This window comes from Streptomyces sp. NPDC058195 (assembly GCF_042883525.1).
Lineage (GTDB): Bacteria > Actinomycetota > Actinomycetes > Streptomycetales > Streptomycetaceae > Streptomyces.
The window spans coordinates 1-18,460 of the sequence record NZ_JBHVVM010000052.1 but is presented as its reverse complement, the minus strand read 5'-3'; the positions used below and the strand labels follow the sequence as shown (position 1 = coordinate 18,460).

Sequence of the window (18,460 nt, the reverse complement as noted above, 5' to 3'; positions counted from 1 at the left end):
GCGTGCGCGTGCCCCTGACTCCCGTAACCGATGACCGCGACCTTACGGCCCTGGATGATGGACAGGTCGGCGTCGGCGTCGTAGAACAGCTCGGCGGACATGGTGGTTCTCCTTGTTTCCTGGAACGTGAGGGTGTGCGGACGGGGTCGTGCCGTTACGGGAGATGCGGGGTGTCTCGTCGGCCGGGGGCGGACGGGGCATCGCGCCCCGGGCCGTGAGCGGCGGCCACTGCCTAGGCGCTCCGGGCCTCGGCGGTCGCCGTGGCGGTGGTGGCCGGGGTCAGGCGGATCGGGCGGGCCTCGCGGGTGGCGCGGTCGGCCAGTGCCCGGGAGCCGCGGCCGATCGCGATGGCGCCGGACTGGACGAGTTCCTTGATGCCGAAGCCCGCGAGCATGCGGAGCATCGCGTCGAGCTTGTCGCCGGAACCGGTCGCTTCGAGGGTGACGGCGTCGGGCGACACGTCGACGGCTCTGGCCCGGAAGAGTTCGCCGATCTGGATGACCTGAGCGCGGGTGCTGTTTCCGGCGCTCACCTTCACCAGGACCAGCTCGCGCTGGACGGCGCAGTCGGCCTCCAGCTCGACGATCTTCAGGACGTTGACCAGTTTGTTGAGCTGCTTGGTCACCTGCTCCAGAGCGAGCTGGTGGTCGACGCGGACGACGACGGTGATCCGGGAGAGTTCGGGGTGCTCGGTGGTGCCGACCGCGAGCGATTCGATGGCGAAGCCACGGCGCGAGAAGAGGGCGGCCACACGGGCGAGGATGCCGGGGGTGTCCTCGACGAGGACGGAGAGCGTGTGCTGGGACATGTCAGAGGGTCCTCTCAGTCGTCCGCGAAGTCGCCGAAGTCGGGGCGTACGTCACGTGCGGCCATGATGTCGTCGTTGGAGGTACCGGCCGGGACCATCGGCCACACCATCGCGTCCTGGTGGACGATGAAGTCCACGACGACGGGGCGGTCGTTGATCGCATTGGCCTTGTCGATGATCGCGTCGAGTTCCAGGGGGCTCTCGCAGCGCAGGCCCACACAGCCCATCGCCTCCGAGAGCTGTACGAAGTCCGGGATCCGGGTGCCCCGGCTGGTCCCGGAACTGACGCCACGGGCCGAACCGATGCCCGCGTTGGTGGTGCCGTCGTGCAGCACAGTGTTGGAGAACCGTGCTCCGTAGAAGAGGTTCTGCCACTGGCGGACCATCCCGAGGGCGCCGTTGTTGATGACCGCGACCTTGATCGGGATGTTGTTGAGCGCGCAGGTGGTGAGTTCCTGGTTGGTCATCTGGAAACAGCCGTCGCCGTCGATCGCCCAGACGGTGCGGTCCGGCACGGCGGCCTTGGCCCCCATCGCGGCGGGGACCGCGTACCCCATCGTTCCGGCGCCGCCGGAGTTGAACCAGGTGTCCGGTTCCTCGTGCGGGAGGAACTGCGCCGCCCACATCTGGTGCTGCCCCACACCGGAGGCGAACAGCGTTCCCGCCGGGGCGAGCCGCCCGATCCGTTCGATGACCTGCTGCGGGGAGAGCAGCCCGGGGTCGGCGGGGAGGTCGTAGCCGCGCGGGTAGGCGGACCGCCAGTGGTCCAGCTCCCGCCACCAGGCGGTGTAGTCGCCGGTGAGGCCGTCCTGGCGATCGGCGTGCACGGCGGCGGTGAGGGCGCTCAGGACCTCGCGGGCGTCGCCGACGATGGGCACGTCGGCGAGGCGGTTCTTGGAGATCTCCGCCGGGTCGATGTCGGCGTGGACGACCTTGGCGTGCGGGGCGAAGGAGTCCAGCCTGCCGGTGACGCGGTCGTCGAAGCGGGCGCCGAGGGCGACGATCAGGTCGGCCTTCTGGAGTGCGGCGACCGCCGCGACGTCGCCGTGCATGCCGGGCATGCCCACGTGCTGGGGGTGGCTGCCGGGGAAGGCGCCCAGCGCCATCAGGGTGGTGACCACGGGGGCCCCGGTCAGTTCGGCCAGGGCGCGGAGCTCGGCCGTGGCCCGCGCCTTGAGCACTCCGCCGCCGACGTAGAGGACCGGGCGGTTCGACGTGCCGATGAGCCGGGCGGCCTCACGGATCTGCTTGGCGTGCGGTTTGGTGACGGGGCGGTAGCCGGGCAGGTCGGTGGTGACGGGCCAGCTGAAGGTGGTCCGCGCCTGGAGGGCGTCCTTGGTGATGTCGATGAGCACCGGTCCGGGGCGGCCGGTGGAGGCGATCCGGAAGGCCTCGGCGACCGTTCTCGGGATGTCGTCCGCTTCGGTGACCAGGAAGTTGTGCTTGGTGACCGGCATGGTGATTCCGACGATGTCCGCCTCCTGGAAGGCGTCCGTGCCGATCGACTTGGAGGAGACCTGGCCGGTGATCGCGACCAGCGGCACGGAGTCCATGTACGCGTCGGCGATCGGGGTGACCAGGTTGGTGGCGCCGGGGCCGGAGGTGGCCATGCAGACACCGACCTTGCCGGTGGCCTGCGCGTAACCGGTGGCGGCGTGCCCGGCCCCCTGCTCGTGACGGACCAGCACATGACGGACCCGGGCCGAGTCCATCATCGGGTCGTACGCCGGAAGGATCGCACCGCCGGGAATGCCGAAGACGGTGTCCACGCCGGCCTCTTCGAGCGACCTGATGAGGGACTGGGCGCCCGTCACGTGCTCGGCGCCGGTGTCCGGCTGCTCTGCGCTTCGGGGTCGCATGTGCGGGAGGAGGGCCGCGGGGGCCTGCTTCACAGCGTTTGACATCGTCAGTTCCAGGAGTCCGTAGGGGTGAGGTCGAGGACCGTGCGGTGAGCGGCAGCCGCGGCGGGAGCGGCCGGATGGTGCGGGCCCGCCGCCGGGTGATCACCGCGACGGCGCACCCGGCGGGCGTGAGGGTGGTCAGGGCGGCTTCCTCGCCGTCCGCGGGCCTTCGCAGGTGTGGCGTACGACGTCGATCCCGGCGAACCTGCGGACCAGGAGGCCGTCCACGGTGAGTTCGCCACGCACCGCCACGGCCGCCGCGTACCCCCGGTCCACCGGGACGTCGACGAGGGTCCAGCCGGACGGCGGATACGGTCCTTCGGGGCGTCCCGAGCCGACGTAGTCGAGGGCGGGGTCGCGGCCGAGCCCCGTGCCGAGGCCCTTGAGATAGGCCTCCTTGCGGGTCCACAGCCGGGCCAGTGCCCGGGGCCGGGCGGGCGGGGCGAGCGCCGCCAGTTCGGCCTGTTCGTCCACGTGCAGCATCGCGGCGAGATCGGCGGTGCCGTCCTGGTCCGGCACCAGTTCCACATCGACCCCGATGGGGGCCGCGGCGGTCCCGACGACGGCGAGGTCGCCGCGGTGGGACAGCGAGAAGAACAGCCGGTCGTCGGCGTCGAGCACGGTGGGTCTGCCGTGCGGTCCGCCGCAGCAGGGACAGATGTCCCGGCCGAGGTGGACGTCTTCGGGGCGCAGGCTCAGGTACGAGCCGAGCAGCCGGCGAAGGGCGACATGCGCGGCCGTGAACCGGGTGCGGTCGTCGGCGTGCATGAGGGTGGCGGCACGCTGACGCTCGGTCGCGTCGAGTACCTGTTCGTCCAGGATGCCGCGGGGGACATCCGAGACCCTCAGGAGCCAGAGGTCGAGCGAGCCGGGGGGTGGCAGCTCGCGGACGACTCTCGGCAGTGTCTGTTCCACGGGGTCTCTCCTGTTCTTACGAGAGTGACAGGCGAGTCGGGAGTCACGGCGTCGCCGGTGCGACCGGCAGGTCGCGCCGTCGGCGCAGCGGCCCGATCAGCAGGAGCAGCGGGGTCAGGGCGAGTCCCGCGGTCAGCAGCCACAGAGTGGGCCGCAGGCCGAGGGCGGTGCCGAGAATCCCGCCGAGCAGGGATCCGAAGGGGATGGCGCCGAAGTTCGCGACCGAGACGCTGGCCGAGACGCGGCCGAGCAGCTGGGGCGGACAGTAGCGCTGGCGGAATGCCCCCTGGATCACGTTGGCGAGGACGACGCCGAGGGAGAGGACCGCGCTCCCGACGACCAGTGCGGACAGCGTCCAGCCCGTTCCCGTCATGGGGATGAGCAGGGCGAACGGGGCGCTGGCGATGGTGGCGACGAGCAGGCCGCGGGCCGATCCGAACCGGGAGGTCAGGCGTTTGGCCAGGGTGGCCCCGAGGATGCCGCCGAGGCTGCTCGACGCGAGGAGCCAGCCGGTGGCGCCTTCGGGCACCCCGAGCTCGCGGATGATGAAGACCGGGATGATCGCCGCCTCGGCGGTCAGCAGCAGGTTGGTGGCGGTGCCGTACAGGGTGAGGACGCGCAGGTAGGGGTCTTTGAAGGTGTACCGCACGCCCTCCTTGATGTCCTGGCGCAGGGCCCGGTGCTCCTCCGGCCGTTCGGGGACCGGTTCCTTGCTGCGGATGCCCAGCAGGCACAGCGCGGAGACCAGGAAGGTCGCCGAGTTGACCAGCAGTCCAGAGGCGGCGCCGAAGATCTGGGCGAGCAGGCCGCCGCCGCCGAGACCGGCGATCTGGGCCACCGATTCGCTGCCCTGGAGCTTGGCGTTGGCCTCCTGGAGGTCCTCGGGGCCGACGATGGAGGGCAGATAGACCTTGTACGAGATCCCGAAGAACACCGCGGCGAACCCGTTGACCAGGGCCACGGCCAGGAGCTGGGTCATCGTCAGGACGCCGAGCCAGCCCGCCAGTGGCACGCTGGCCAGGAGCACCAGCGGGACCACGTTGCAGATCAGCATGATCGGGCGGCGGCGCATCCGGTCCACCCAGGCTCCGGCGGGCAGGCCGATGAGCAGCCAGGGCAGCCAGGGGGCGGCCGCCAGCACGCTCGCCGCGAGGGTGCTCGCGTCGAGGGTGACCAGTGCCACCAGGGGCATGGCGACGGCGGTGACGTTGATGCCGACGCGGTTGGTGGTCTCGCCGGTCCACAGCAGCCGGAAGTCGCGGTGTCCGCGCAGTCCGCTGCTCGGGGGACGCTCCTCGGAGCCGTCCACGGGGCGCTCGGTCACACCGGCCGACATGATGTCACCGCCTCGGCCACGGCCCGTGTGAGCAGTGCGGCGCCGTCCTTCCAGCGGGTTCGCCGGGCGGCCGCCTCGGCCGCCAGGGCGTCTCTCCGGGTGGTGAGCGTGTGGATGCCGTCGGCTGTGGAGCCGGGTCCGCCGCCGTGGGCACAGGCCGCCATCACCCGGTCGGGGGCCAGTCCGCCGTCCTCGACGGCGGCGAACCGTGCCGCGTCCACCAGGGACCGGCCGGTCTCCAGGGCGTCGAGGACGGTGGCGCCGACCTGGTGGTGCGCGGCCCGGAACGGGGTTCCGTCCAGGACGAGCCGCTCCGCCAGGTAGGTCGCCGAGGTGAAGCCGTCCACGGCGCGCCGGGCCATCTGGTCCCGTTCGGGTTCGGTGCCCGCCACGACCAGGCTCAGCAGGGTCACCGCCTCGGTGGTGCCGCGCAGTCCGGGCCAGAGGTGCCGGACGGCCTCGGTGCCGACCGCGATGGCGTTGGTGTAGCCGCCGGTGGTCATCGCGGACGCCGCGGCGACGAAGGAGCCGAGGCTCGCGGAGGACCGGCCCTGGATGTGTTCGAGCAGGAAGGGGTTGCGTTTCTGCGGCATCATCGAGCTGGATCCGACCAGGGTGTCGCCCACACGCAGCAGCCCGAACTCCTCGGAGGTCCAGGTGCTCAGGTCCCGTCCGGCGCGTGCCAGCACGACCCCGAGGACGGCGGAGGCGGACAGCAGGTCCAGGACGAAGTCCCGGGAGGCCACCGCGTCGACCGAGTTGGGTGCGGCGGAGTCGAAGCCGAGCAGTTCGGCGGTGCGCCGGGGGTCGATGGGGACGGAGGTGCCGCCGATCGCCCCGGCGCCCAGCGGGTTGACGTCGATCTGGCGTCCGGCGTCCAGCAGTGACTCGTACGCCCGCAGCACGGCGGTGGCGACCCCGGCGAGGTAGTGGCCGTAGCTGATCGGGACGGCCGGCTGGCCGTGGGTGTAGGCGGGCATGACCACGTCGCGGTACTCCTCGGCCTTGGCCAGGAGCACCCCCGCCAGCCGGTCGACCGCGTCCAGCAGGGCCAGGTAGGGGCCGCGTGCCTTGAGCCGGGTGGTGGTGGCGTTGAGGTCGTTGCGGGAGCGGCCGGTGTGCAGGATGCCGCCGGTGCGGTCGCCGAGCCGTTCGATGAGGTGTCCTTCGTACGCCAGGTAGACGCCGCGCGGCATCGGGAGGGCGCGGACGGGGGCGAAGTCCTCACCGTGCAGTTCATCGATGACGCGCAGCAGGGCGGCGGCGCGGTCGGCGTCGACGATCCCGCGCTCGGTGAGCATGACCAGGTGGGCGCGGTCGACCTCGCTGATGCAGCGGAGTTCCTCGCCGAGCCCGTCCGTGGCCTGCGGCAGGTACTGGTCGTAGACGATGCGGTGCGCCTCGGCGTCGAGCGCGGCCTTGAGCCGGCCGGTGTCGACGCCCCGCGCGGTCGCCGCGGTCATGCGAGTGCCTCCTCGGTGTGCAGTCCGGCATAGGTGAGAGCCTCGCCGAGCAGGCCGACGGCCCGGTCGGCGGCCTCGGCGGCGCGTACCGAGCGGTCGGCGACGGCGATGGCGTGGCCGATCCGGCCGCGGAAGTCCTCGGCGGGGCCGACGGGTTCACCGGGGGTGCGGTAGAGGACGGCTTCGACGGTGCCCGGGACGGTACGGGCCCGGCCCACGGCCTCGGCGAGCTGGGCGGCCGGGGCGAGGATGCCGTCCTGTCCCGCGGTGAGGAACCGGATCGAGGCACGGGCGTAGCCGGAGCGTTCCAGTTCGGGTGCGATGCCGAGCGCGGCAAGCACCTGGGCGCGGACCAGGTCGATCCCGCAGGCCCGGCGGACCAGTTCGGGGATCATGCCTCCGGCCAGCCGGGGGTTGACCTCGATGACGGCCGCTGTCCGGGGTCCGGTGAGGCGCAGTTCGACGTGAGCCGCTCCCCAGCCGAGACCGAGTGCGCGTACGGCGCGTACGGCGGTCTCGCGCAGGGCGATCTCCTGTTCGCCGGGAAGCGCGGCGGGCACGTCGTGGCCGGTCTCGACGAAGGAGGGCAGTGCGCCGACGTGTTTGGCGACGGTGACGACGGCTTCGGTGCCGAAGACCTCGACGGAGAACTCCGGGCCCGTCAGGTACTCCTCGACCAGAACGCGGCCGGGGGCGGCGATGCCTCGTTCGTTGACGGTGGTGGACAGCAGGGTCGCGGCGTGTTCGGCGACGTCCGCGAGGTCCGTGCAGTGGCGTACGCCGAGGCTGCCGGAACCCTGTACGGGTTTGACGACCACGGGCAGTCCGATGGAGCGGGCGGCGGTGACGGCGTCGGCGGCCTCGGTGACGGCCGCGAAGCCCGGTGCCCCGATGCCCGCCGCGGCGAGCGCCCGGCGCTGTCCGGCCTTGTCGCGGCAGGCCCGTACGGCTGCTGCGGAGGGGCCGGGCAGCCCGAGCCGGTACGCGAGGGCGGCGGCGGCCGGTACGTAGTACTCGGAGCTGGTCAGCACGCCCGCGACGACCGCCCCGTCCTCCAGGGCGCGGACGGCGTCCAGCAGCGCGGTCTCGTCGGAGGTGTCGGTGACGACGGTCCGCAGTCCGTCCTCGGCGGCGTACGGGTAGCGGCCCGGGTCGGCGCACAGCAGGACGGGCACCACGCCGAGTTCGGCGGCGCGCCGGGCGAAGAGCCGCCCGGTTCCCGTGGTGTTGCTCTCCACCAGGAGCAGCAGGCGCGTGTTCATGACTCGACCACCGGCATCACGACGTCGTCGAAGCCGCGGCGGGCCCACAGCAGCCGGGACCAGGCGGCGGGGGCGTCCAGCGGGTGTTCGACGGTGACCGGGCCGTCGACGGCGGGGGCGGGGACGATGCCCTGCTCGCGCAGCCAGGTCTCGTTGTAGACGGTGGACTGGTAGCGGTAGCCCTCGTCGGGGAGCACCATGACGACGGTGCTGTCCGGGTTCCGCCCGGCCCACCAGGACGCCACCTGGAAGGAGGCTCCGCTGGTCGGGCCCATGAACAGGCCGTGGGCACGGTAGAGCTCGTGGGTGGCGTGGAAGGCCTCGGGGGCGGTCACCCAGTGGACCTCGTCGTACGCCGCGTGCCTGACGTTGCCGGGGTGGATGCTGCTGCCGAGTCCGCGCAGCGTGCGGGGGCCGTCGGGGCTGCCGAAGATGATGCTGCCGGGGGTGTCGACGCCGACCAGGTGGAGGGCCGGGCCGTTCTGCCGCAGCGCGGCGCCGAGGCCGCCGGTCGAGCCGCCCGAACCGACCGGGCCGACCAGGCAGTCGACCGCGCCGACGGTGTCGCCGATCAGGTCGGCGACGAGGCCGTAGGCGCCCGGGTTGTCGGGGTTGTCGTACTGGCCGGGGACGAAGGCGTCCGGGTGCTGGCGGCGCAGTTCGGCGACGCGGGCGAGCCGGGCGCCCTGGATGCCGCCCGCCTGGCCGGTGTGCTCGACGATCTCCACCGTCGTGCCGAGCATTTCGAGCCGGGTGCGCAGGTCCCGGTCGATCGCGGAGTCGCCGACGATGGTCAGCGGGTAGCCGCGCAGCCGGCAGACCATGGCCAGGCCCAGGGCGAAGGTGCCCGAGGAGGTCTCGATGATGCGGGTGCCCGGGGAGATGAGTCCGGCCGCCTCGGCGCGGTCGAGGATGTAGCGGGCGGGCAGCAGCTTCATCAGGCTGAAGGCCGCGGCGTAGAGGTTGTCGGTCACCTTGATGATGCGTGGCAGCTCCGTCGCCTCGACGATCGAGGAATGAGCCTTGGGCAGAGTGGTCGTCGTCATGTCAGTCACCCGTTGTGTAGTTCCACTGCTCGTGGATTCCGAGCTCTTGGAGGAGGTCCTGGGCCAGTTCGGTCCGCGCCTCGACCTCGGGGTCGTCCCGGTCGAAGAGGAGGCCCGCGATGTCCCCGCTGTGCGCCGCCTGTACGCCGACGGCTCCGGTGGTCCGCGCGATGTCCTGGATGCGGTCGAGGTCCGGGATCGGCAGATGGCGCTGGTTGATCTCCGTGCTGGTCGTGGCCACCGAGCCCAGCAGGGCCACGTCCTTCATCTGGATGGCCTCCCGGAGCATCGCCTGCAGCCGGGTGAAGAGGCTGATCTCGTCCTGCCCGTAGCGGGCCGGGGTGAGCGTCAGGGTGTCCACGCCGTGTCCGCCGCTCCCGGGGCGGGAGCCGAAGCCGAGGACCCGCAGGGCGGGCATCCGGTACCCGAAGTCCTCGATCACCGTGCCCTCGCGCTGGGCGAACAGGACGGTCGACTCCTCGAACATCAGGGAGTCCGACGCGGTCTCCGCCCGTACCGCGATGCGGGCGACCTCCTGGGCCGGCAGCGGGCTGACGAAGGCGTCCTTCACGGCCCAGATCGCCGCCAGCACATCGCTGGTGGAGGAGCCGAAGCCCCGGCACAGCGGTACGTCACCGCTGAGGTCCAGGTGCCCCCCGGCCGGCTCGGCGCCCGGCGGGGTCACGGCACGGACCGCGAGTTCGGCCGCGCGCCGGGCCTTGCCCTTCCAGGACGGCGTGACGGTGACCTCGGCGCCGGGTGCGGGGATGAACGTCGCCCGGGTCACGTGGATGGTGCAGGGAAGAGTGACGAGCCCTCGGGTGAGCCCGCCGTCGCCGGGGAACACTCCTTGCAGGATCTCGCCGTGGTGGACGGGGGCTGAAGCTACCCCGACACGCCAGCCGGAATGATCAACCATTTCCTTGACTTTCTGTCGCCGGGAGCTGGGGCCTGCGGATGGCCTCACGCTATGCGCGGCGCCAGGCCCTGCCCGGCGGCGGAAGCGGCAGCACGCGGGCAATTCGGGGTGCCGGGCGGGCGGGTACGCGAAAGTGCCCGGACCCGCCGTGATCGGCGGATCCGGGCACCTGGCGGGGGGTGGGTCAGTGGCGCGCCCCCCGCAGTTCCTCGGCCAGGATCTTCCCTATCTCGCGCAACGGTTCGGCCGTGGTCATGTCCCAGTGCGCGCAGTCGATGTCGTACTCCTCGACACGGCCCCGGACATGGGGGGCCCAGGCTTCGGCTCCGCCGCTCGCGGCGGGGGTGCGGGCCGCGTTGAAGAACACCGCGTCGCCGCCGAACGGGCGCCGGGGGACGTACCGGTAGCGCATCTCCAGGTTGCCGGCCGTCGCGGTGACGACCGCCGCGGCCTGTCCGGGTTCCAGCGCGCCCAGGACGGCGTCCTCGGCACGCAGGACGGCGGCCAGCTCGTGGGCGTCCGGGGCGGTGTCGGCGCAGCGTACGCCGAGTTCGGCGCCGCGTCCGCCGAGCAGGGCGGTCAGTACCTCCCGGCCGGTGATGGCCGGTGGCCGGAATCCGTCGGGCAGCGGGTAGGAGTCGAGCAGCGCCAGGACGGCCACGGTCTCGCCCTGTTCCTCCAGCCGGGCGGCGATGGCCTGCGCGACCAGTCCGCCGAAGGACCAGCCGAGCAGGTGGTACGGGCCGTGGGCCTGGACCGAACGGATCTGGGCCACATAGCTTTCGGCCATCTCCTCGATCCCGGCGGGCCGGTCCGCGGGGTGGGTCAGTTCCCGGGCCTGGAGGCCGAACAGCGGCCGCTGCCCGCCGATGTGCCGGAGCAGTCCGGCGTACGACCAGCTCATCCCGGAGATCGCGTGGACGCAGAACAGCGGGGGCTCGGTGGCCTCGGCGGAGGCGGCCCGGATCGGGAGCAGTGTCTCCATCGGGTCGCCGCCGGAGTTCGTGGCGATGTGTTCGGCGAGCAGGACGGGGGTCGGGCACTGGAACAGGTCGCGGATGGTGACCCGGGTGTCCCAGATGGACCGGATGCGGCCGATCAGCCGGGTGGCGAGCAGGGAGTGGCCGCCGAGCTGGAAGAAGTGGTCGTCGATGGTGACCTGGCCGAGGCCCAGAACCTCCCCGAACAGGCCGCACAGCACTTCTTCGGCGGGGGTGCGCGGGGCCCGGCCGCTGCCCGTCTCGGCCCGCGCGGGTTCGGGCAGGGCCCGCCGGTCGAGCTTGCCGTTGACGGTCAGCGGCAGCGCGTCGAGCGGCACGATGGTGGCCGGGACCATGTATTCGGGCAGCGCGGCCACCGCGTGGCGGCGCAGCTCGGGAAGGTCGGGCTCGCTGCCCTCCGCGGGCACCACATACGCCACCAGTCGTTTGTCACCGGGCCGGTCCTCGCGGATCAGCACCGCCACCTGGGCGAGGGAGGGGTGCCGCAGCAGCGCCGATTCGATCTCACCCGGCTCGATGCGGAAGCCCCGCAACTTGATCTGCTGGTCGGCCCGGCCGAAATACTCCAGCGCGCCGTCCTGGCTCCAGCGGGCCAGGTCGCCGGTGCGGTACATCCGCGAGCCGGGTGCGCCGTGCGGGTCGGCGACGAACCGTTCCGCGCTGAGGGCGGGCTGCCCGATGTAGCCGTGGGCGAGGCCGTGACCGGCGACGTAGAGCTCGCCGGGGACACCGGGCGGCAGCATCCGGAGGTTCTCGTCGAGTACGTAGGCGTGCTTGCCGGTGATGGGGCGGCCGATCGGGATGGCGGGGGCGGCTTCGGTGAGGGTGTAGGTGGTGGTGAAACCCATGCTCTCGGCGGGGCCGTAGCCGTTGATGAGGTGGAGGTGGGGATGGTCGGCGAGGGCGCGGGCGGTGTGGGCGGGTGAGGCGGCCTCGCCCGCGGTCATGGCCTCCTTGATGCGGGAGAAGACCGCGGGGTGCTCGTCGAGCATGTGGTTGAAGAGGCTCGCCGACATCTGGAGGGTGGTGATGCCGTGCTGTTCGACGAGTTCGGCGATCTGGTGCGGGTCGGTGTGCTGGCCGGGCTGGAGGACGCAGACACCGCCGTGCAGCAGGGGCCCGAAGACTTCCAGGGCGAAGGCGTCCCAGGACACCGGGGAGCTCTGCAGATACGTCTGTCCGGGGCCGAAGTCCAGGTAGTCGGGGCCGATGAACGTGGCGGCCAGCGCGCGGTGCGAGGCGGCGACGCCCTTGGGCACGCCGGTGGATCCGGAGGTGAACATGACGCAGGCGATGGACTCGGGGTGTCCGCCGGTCTCCACCGGGGTGCCGGGCAGGGCGCTGATCGCGGGGATCTCCGCGGTGAGGTCGATCAGGGTGGCCGTGGTCACCAGGGGGGTGAGATGGGTCTGGGTGACGAGGGCCGCCGGGCGGGTCTGGCCGAGCACGGTGTTCAGCCGCTCGGCCGGGAACTGCGGGTCGAGGAGGGTGTATCCGGCCCCGGCCTTGAGCGCGGCGAGCAGGGTGGCGATGAGTTGCGGGGAGCGCTCGACGTGGATGGCGACGACACTGGCGGGGGTGACTCCGCGCGCGGTGAGGTGGCGCGCCAGCCGGTTCGACCAGACGTCCAGCTCCTGATACGTGACCCGCTGTTCCTCGTGGACCAGCGCGACCGAGTGCGGGGTGCGCCGGGCCTGTTCCACGAAGAGCGCGTCGAGTCCGAGGGCGGGGGCCGGGACCTGCGCGCCGCTCCACTCCCGCAGCAGCTCCCGCTCCTGCCCGGAGGCCATCTCCAGGGTGCCGACGGGCAGATCGGGGCTGGCGGCCGCGCCGGTGAGAAGCCGGACCAGGCGGTCGGCGGCGGCGGTGACGGTGCGTGCGTCGTAGAGGTCGGTGGTGTACTCGATCATGATGTCGAGGCCGTCGGGACTGCCGTCCGGGGCCCGGTTCTCGGCGAACGCGAAGGTGAGGTCGAACTTGGCGATGGCGACCGGCGGGATGGTGAACTCGCCGTCCAGTCCGGCGAGCTGGGGGGCGTCGGCGCTGGTGTCGCCGACGGTGAGCATGACCTGGAAGAGGGGGTGGCGGGCGGTGGTGCGCTCGGGGTTGAGGACTTCGACGAGCCGGTCGAACGGCAGGTCCTGGTGGCTCCAGGCCGCGAGGTCGGTTTCGCGGACCCGGGTGAGCAGTTCACGGAAGGTGGGGTCGCCGCTGGTGTCGGTGCGCAGCACCAGGGTGTTGACGAAGAAGCCCACGAGGTCGTCGAGCTTCTGGTCGGTGCGTCCGGCGACGGGTGAGCCGAGCGGGATGTCGTGCCCGGCTCCGGAGCGGGACAGCAGGGTCGCCACCGCCGCCTGCGCCACCATGAACAGGGTGGTGCCGGTCTCCTGGGCCAGCTCCGTCAGGGCGGAGTGCAGTGCGGCGGAGCAGCGCACCGCATGGGTGCGGCCCTTGTTGGAGGCGACGGCCGGGCGGGCGTGGTCGGTGGGGAGCGTGGCCTCCTCGGGCAGGTCCGCGAGCACCCCGCGCCAGTGGTCGAGCTGCCGTTCCTCGGTGTGTTCCAGGAGGCGTTGCTGCCAGAGGGAGTAGTCGGCGTACTGGACCGGCAGCGGCTCCCATCCGGGGGCGGTGCCTTCGGCGCGGGCCTCGTAGGCGGTGGCCAGGTCGCGGAAGAGCGGGCCGTTGGACCAGCCGTCGGAGGCGATGTGGTGGATGACGAGTCCCAGTACGTGGTCCTCGGGCCCGATCGCCAGCAGCTGGGCCCGCAGCGGCGGTTCGGCCGCCAGGTCGAAGGTCCGCCCGGCCAGTGTGGCCAGCCGCTGAGCGAGGTCCTCCTCGGTGGTGCCGATCAGGGGAAGGGCGAGCTCGGCCGGGGGCAGGATGTGCTGGTACGGGGTTGATTCGTGGACGGGGAAGACGGTGCGCAGGCCCTCGTGGCGGGTGGTGAGGTCGGTGAGCGCCAGCCGCAGCGCCTCATGGTCCAGGCAGCCCTTGAGCCGCAGCGCGAGGGGAATGTTGTACGTGGCGGACGGGCCCTCCATCTGGTCCAGGAACCACAGCCGCTGCTGTGCCGACGACAGCGGCACCCGCTCAGGGCGCTCCTGCGGCATCAGCGCGGGGCGCCGGTCCTCGCCGCCCTCGACGACGATCCGTTCGGCGAGCTGCGCGACGGTCGCGTACTGGAACAGGTCCCGGATGGTGATCTCGGTCTCCCACACCGCCCGGATGCGGCTGATGAGCCGGGTGGCGAGCAGGGAGTGGCCGCCGCGCCGGAAGAAGTGGTCGTCGATGGTGACCGACGGGAGCCCGAGCACGGCCGCGAAGAGACCGCACAGCACTTCCTCGGCGGGGGTGCGGGGTGCCCGGCCGCCGGTGTCGGCGGTGTGCCGCGGGGCGGGCAGGGCGCGCCGGTCGACCTTGCCGTTGGTGGTGAGCGGGATCGCGTCGAGGACCATGAACGCGGCGGGAACCATGTACTCGGGCAGGGCACCGGCGATCTCGCGGTGCACCTCCTCGGTGTCGATGACGGCGCCGTCGGCGGCGACCAGGTAGGCGGCGAGCCGCTTGTCGCCGGGCCGGTCCTCGCGGACCAGGACGGTGGCCTGGCCGACACCCGGGTGAGCGGCCAGGGCGCTCTCGATCTCGCCGAGTTCGATGCGGAAGCCGCGGAGCTTGACCTGCTGGTCGGCCCGGCCCAGATATTCGAGGGAGCCCTCCTGGTTCCAGCGGACCAGGTCGCCGGTGCGGTACATCCGCGTCCCGGCGGGACCGTACGGATCGGCGACGAAGCGTTCGGCGGTCAGTGAGGCGCGGTTGAGGTAGCCCTGGGCGAGACCGGCTCCGGCGATGTACAGCTCGCCGGGGGCGCCGGGCGGGACGAGCCGCAGTGCGGCGTCCAGGACGTACGGCCGGTGGTTGTCCAGGGGCTCTCCGATGGGTATGGCACCCGCGTAGTCGAGGGGGCGGTGGATGCGGTGGGTGGTGGCGAAGGTGGTGGTCTCGGTGGGGCCGTAGCCGTTGACGACGGTGATGCCGGGGCAGTGGTCCATGACCCGGCGGGCGGCCTCCGGCGGGACGACGTCACCACCGGCCCACACCTCACGCACCCCGGCGAACGCTCCGGGCGCCTCCTCGGCCATGACCCGGAAGAGCCCCGCGGTCATCCAGAGCGCGGTGATCCGGTGCTCGGACAGCAGGCGCTGGTAGTCGGCGGGGGCGAGGTGTCCCCGCGGCGCGACGACGACGGTGCGCCCGTTCAGCCAGGGCACCCAGATCTCGTACGTCGACGCGTCGAAGGCGGCCGGGGAGTGGAAGAGGACCCGCCGGTGGCTGCCGTTGGCGTACATGGTCTGCGCGGCCAGGTCCGCGACGTTGCGGTGGGTGACCGCGACACCCTTCGGGACACCCGTCGAGCCCGAGGTGAACATCGCGTACACCGGCTGGTCGGGGTGGATGGTGTGTTCCGGGGCGGTGGCGGGCAGCCGGTCGAGGCCGGTGTCCTCGCCCAGGACGATGACCCGTGCCTCGGTGTCAAGGACGACCTGGTGGTCGGAGAGGGCCCGGTCGGTGAGGAGGACCGGGGCCCGGGTGTCGGCGAGGATCTGGACGAGCCGGCTGTCGGGGTCGGTGGTGTTCAGCGGGGCATACACGGCTCCGGCCTTGACCACGGCGAGCAGCGCGGTGAGCAGGTCGGTGGAGCGTTCCATCAGGACGGCGACGACGTCGTGGCTCTGGACACCCGTGTTGATGAGGTGGTGGGCCAGGCGGTTGGTGACGTCGTCGAGTTCGGCGTAGGTCAGGTCGTGGTCCTCGTCGACCAGGGCGATGGCGTCGGGGGTGCGGGCGGCCTGTGCCGAGAACAGCTCCGCGAGGCTGAGGCCGGAGCTGCCGGTGTCGGCGCCGCCGCGCTCCTCCAGGAGCAGCCGCCGCTCGTGCTCGCCGAGCAGGTCGAGGACGGACAGCGGGGTGTCGGGCGAGGTGACCACCGCTTCCAGCAGCCGGTTCAGCCGCGCCATGAGGGCGTCGATGGTCCGGGCGTCGTAGAGGTCGGTGGCGTACTCGATGGTGATGTCCAGGCCGTCCGGCCGTCCGTCGCGGGTCCGGTGCTCCGCGAAGCCGAACGTCAGGTCGAACTTGGCGATCTGGAGGGCGCTGTATTCGGTGTGGGCGTCGAGCCCCGGGAATCCGATGACGTCGGACCCGGCCTCGCCCATGGTGAGCATCACCTGGAAGAGCGGGTGGCGGGAGGCGGAGCGCTCGGGGTTCAGCACCTCGACCAGCCGGTCGAACGGAAGGTCCTGGTTGTCCCAGGCCGCCAGGTCGGTCCTGCGGGCCCGGGAGAGCAGTTCGCGGAAGCTCGGATCCCCGGTGAGGTCGGTGCGCAGCACCAGGGTGTTGACGAAGAAGCCGACGAGTCCGTCGAGTGCTTCGTCGATGCGCCCGGAGACCGGGGAGCCGATGGGGATGTCGGGGCCCGCGCCGGACCGGGACAGGGCGGTCGCCACAGCGGCCTGGACCGCCATGAACAGAGTGGCGCCGGACTCCCTGGCGAGGTGGGTCAGCCCGATGTGGAGCTCGGCGGGCAGCCGGACGTCGCAGGTCGCGCCGGTGTACGAGGCGGAGGCGGGGCGGGGCCGGTCGGCCGGCAGGGTGGCCTCCTCGGGCAGCCCGTCCAGGGTCTGCCGCCAGAACTCCAGCTGGCGCGCTCCAGCGCTGTCCGGGTCGTCGCCCTCGCCGAGGAGTTCCTGCTGCCAGAGGGTGTAGTCGGCGTACTGGACCGGCAGCGGCTCCCACGCGGGGGCGGTGCCTTCGGCGCGGGCCTCGTAGGCGGTGGCGAGGTCCTGGAGCAGAGGGGCGGTCGAACCGCCGTCGGACACGATGTGGTGCATGACGATGAGCAGGACGTGCTCCCGTTCGCCGAGGGCGATCAGGCGGGCCCGGACCGGAAGGTCCTGGGCCAGGTGGAAGACCTGCGCGGACTCCTCGGCGAGGACGGCCGGGAAGGTCGCGGCGTCCGCCGGGACGACCGGCAGCGGGAGTTCCACGTCCTCCTCGGCGAGGATGTGCTGGTACGGGGTGCCGTCCTGGTCCGGGAAGAGGGTGCGCAGGCTCTCGTGTCTGCCGACCACGTCCAGGAGTGCCGCGTGGAGCGCCGCGCGGTCGAGGTCGCCGCCGAGCCGGACCGCGAGCGGGATGTTGTAGGTGGTGGACGGCCCTTCCATCTGCGCGATGAACCAGAGCCGCTGCTGGGCGAAGGACAAGGGAATCACTTGGTCACTCCCATCCGGCGCATCGGCCGAAGTTTGGGCCGTGCGGCCCCGGCACCGTCGAGCTTCTCGACGAGCGTGGCCACGATCGGGTTTTCGAAGAGGGTCGCGACGGAGAGTTCGGCTCCCAGTACGGTGCGGATCCGGCCGACGAGCCGGGTGGCGAGGAGCGAGTGCCCGCCGAGGTTGAAGAAGTGGTCGTCGATGGTGACCGAGGGCAGTCCGAGGATCTCCGCGTAGAGGCCGCAGAGGACTTCTTCCCTGGCGTTGCGCGGTGCGCGCCCGGTGGGTTCGTTGTCGATCTGCGGGGCGGGCAGGGCACGCCGGTCGACCTTGCCGTTGACGGTGAGCGGGATCTCGTCGAGGACCACGACGGCGGACGGGACCATGTAGTCGGGCAGCAGCCCGGACATCTGCCGCTGTACGTCGCCGGGTTCGGCCCGGACACCGTCCTCGGCAGTGAGGTAGGCGACGAGGCGCTTGTCACCGGGCCGGTCCTCGCGGACGGTGACGGTGGCCTGGGCCACGCCCGGCAGTCCGGCGAGGACCGTCTCGATCTCGCCGAGTTCGATGCGGAAGCCGCGGAGCTTGACCTGCTGGTCGGCCCGGCCCAGATATTCGAGGGAACCCTCCCGGTTCCAGCGGACCAGGTCCCCGGTGCGGTACATCCGCGTCCCGGCGGGACCGTACGGATCGGCCACGAAACGGTCCGCCGTGATCCCCGGCCGGTCCAGATACCCCTGCGCCAGCCCCGCCCCGGCGATGTACAGCTCCCCCGGGGTACCCGGCGGAACGAGGCGCAGCCCCTCGTCCAGAACGTACAGCCGGTGATTGTCCAGCGCCTCACCGATCGGAATCGCACCGGCCCGGTCGAACGGACGGCGGATACGGTGGGTCGCGGCGAACGTGGTCGTCTCCGTGGGACCGTAACCGTTGACCACCGTGATGCCAGGACAGTGGTCCATCACCCGGCGCACCGCCTCCGGCGGCACCACATCACCACCGGCCCACACCTCACGCACCCCGGCGAACGCCTCGGGGATCTCCTCCGCCATGAGCCGGAACAGGCCGGCCGTCAGCCAGAGCGAGCTGATGCGGTGCTGGGCCAGCAGCCGTACGTAGTCGGCCGGGGCGAGGTGTCCGGCCGGGGCGACGACGAGGGTTCCGCCGTTGAGCCAGGGCACCCACATCTCGTACGTCGACGCGTCGAACGCCATCGCCGAGTGGAACAGCACCCGCGCGTGATTGCCGTTGGCGTACATGGTCTGCGCGGCCAGGTCCGCGACATTGCGGTGGGTGACCGCGACACCCTTCGGGACACCCGTCGAGCCCGAGGTGAACATCGCGTACACCGGCTGGTCCGGATGCACCGGAACGCCCGGGTCCGAGGGGTCCGAGGGGGCACCGGTCACCGGGGCCAGCACCCGCACTCCCGCGGGCAGGGACGTCGAGCCCGGGTCGCGGTCGGTCACCAGGTGGGTGACCCCCGACTGCCCCACGATCAGCTCGACCCGCTCCGCCGGATACCGGGTGTCCAGCGGCA

At 72.1% G+C, this 18,460-nt stretch carries 10 protein-coding genes; all 10 read right to left on the bottom strand.

Annotated elements, in window-relative coordinates; translation table 11 throughout:
- Positions 1 to 232 precede the first annotated feature (232 nt).
- Positions 233 to 808 carry an acetolactate synthase small subunit gene (gene ilvN, locus ACFVWY_RS34780; RefSeq protein ID WP_389878939.1) on the bottom strand — a complete coding sequence of 192 codons (576 nt, stop codon included), beginning with the start codon at positions 806 to 808 and terminating at the stop codon, positions 233 to 235.
- A 14-nt stretch (positions 809 to 822) separates the two neighbouring features.
- Positions 823 to 2,667, bottom strand: a complete 1,845-nt coding sequence (locus ACFVWY_RS34775) for an acetolactate synthase large subunit (protein ID WP_389878938.1) — start codon at positions 2,665 to 2,667, stop codon at positions 823 to 825.
- 180 nt (positions 2,668 to 2,847) lie between these two features.
- Positions 2,848 to 3,624 carry a 4'-phosphopantetheinyl transferase family protein gene (locus ACFVWY_RS34770; protein WP_389878937.1) on the bottom strand — a complete coding sequence of 259 codons (777 nt, stop codon included), beginning with the start codon at positions 3,622 to 3,624 and terminating at the stop codon, positions 2,848 to 2,850.
- A 43-nt stretch (positions 3,625 to 3,667) separates the two neighbouring features.
- Positions 3,668 to 4,960: an MFS transporter gene (locus ACFVWY_RS34765; RefSeq protein ID WP_389878936.1), complete on the bottom strand. Its 1,293-nt coding sequence runs from the start codon at positions 4,958 to 4,960 to the stop codon at positions 3,668 to 3,670.
- Complete coding sequence (locus ACFVWY_RS34760) at positions 4,945 to 6,423, bottom strand: argininosuccinate lyase (RefSeq protein WP_389878935.1); 1,479 nt, start codon at positions 6,421 to 6,423, stop codon at positions 4,945 to 4,947. The genes ACFVWY_RS34765 and ACFVWY_RS34760 overlap by 16 nt, the downstream gene beginning before the upstream one ends.
- Positions 6,420 to 7,685: an ATP-grasp domain-containing protein gene (locus tag ACFVWY_RS34755; RefSeq protein ID WP_389878934.1), complete on the bottom strand. Its 1,266-nt coding sequence runs from the start codon at positions 7,683 to 7,685 to the stop codon at positions 6,420 to 6,422. Before ACFVWY_RS34755 ends, ACFVWY_RS34760 begins: the two co-directional genes overlap by 4 nt.
- The gene (locus ACFVWY_RS34750) at positions 7,682 to 8,731 is read right to left on the bottom strand and encodes a PLP-dependent cysteine synthase family protein (RefSeq protein WP_389878933.1); all 1,050 of its coding nucleotides are present in this window, start codon (positions 8,729 to 8,731) and stop codon (positions 7,682 to 7,684) included. The genes ACFVWY_RS34755 and ACFVWY_RS34750 overlap by 4 nt, the downstream gene beginning before the upstream one ends.
- Before the next feature lies 1 nt (position 8,732).
- Positions 8,733 to 9,650 carry a kinase gene (locus ACFVWY_RS34745; protein WP_389878932.1) on the bottom strand — a complete coding sequence of 306 codons (918 nt, stop codon included), beginning with the start codon at positions 9,648 to 9,650 and terminating at the stop codon, positions 8,733 to 8,735.
- A 184-nt stretch (positions 9,651 to 9,834) separates the two neighbouring features.
- The gene (locus ACFVWY_RS34740) at positions 9,835 to 16,920 is read right to left on the bottom strand and encodes an amino acid adenylation domain-containing protein (RefSeq protein WP_389878931.1); all 7,086 of its coding nucleotides are present in this window, start codon (positions 16,918 to 16,920) and stop codon (positions 9,835 to 9,837) included.
- Positions 16,917 to 18,460 (bottom strand): amino acid adenylation domain-containing protein (locus tag ACFVWY_RS34735; RefSeq protein ID WP_389878930.1); only part of this gene is annotated, 1,544 nt, incomplete at its 5' end. The genes ACFVWY_RS34735 and ACFVWY_RS34740, both read right to left, overlap by 4 nt.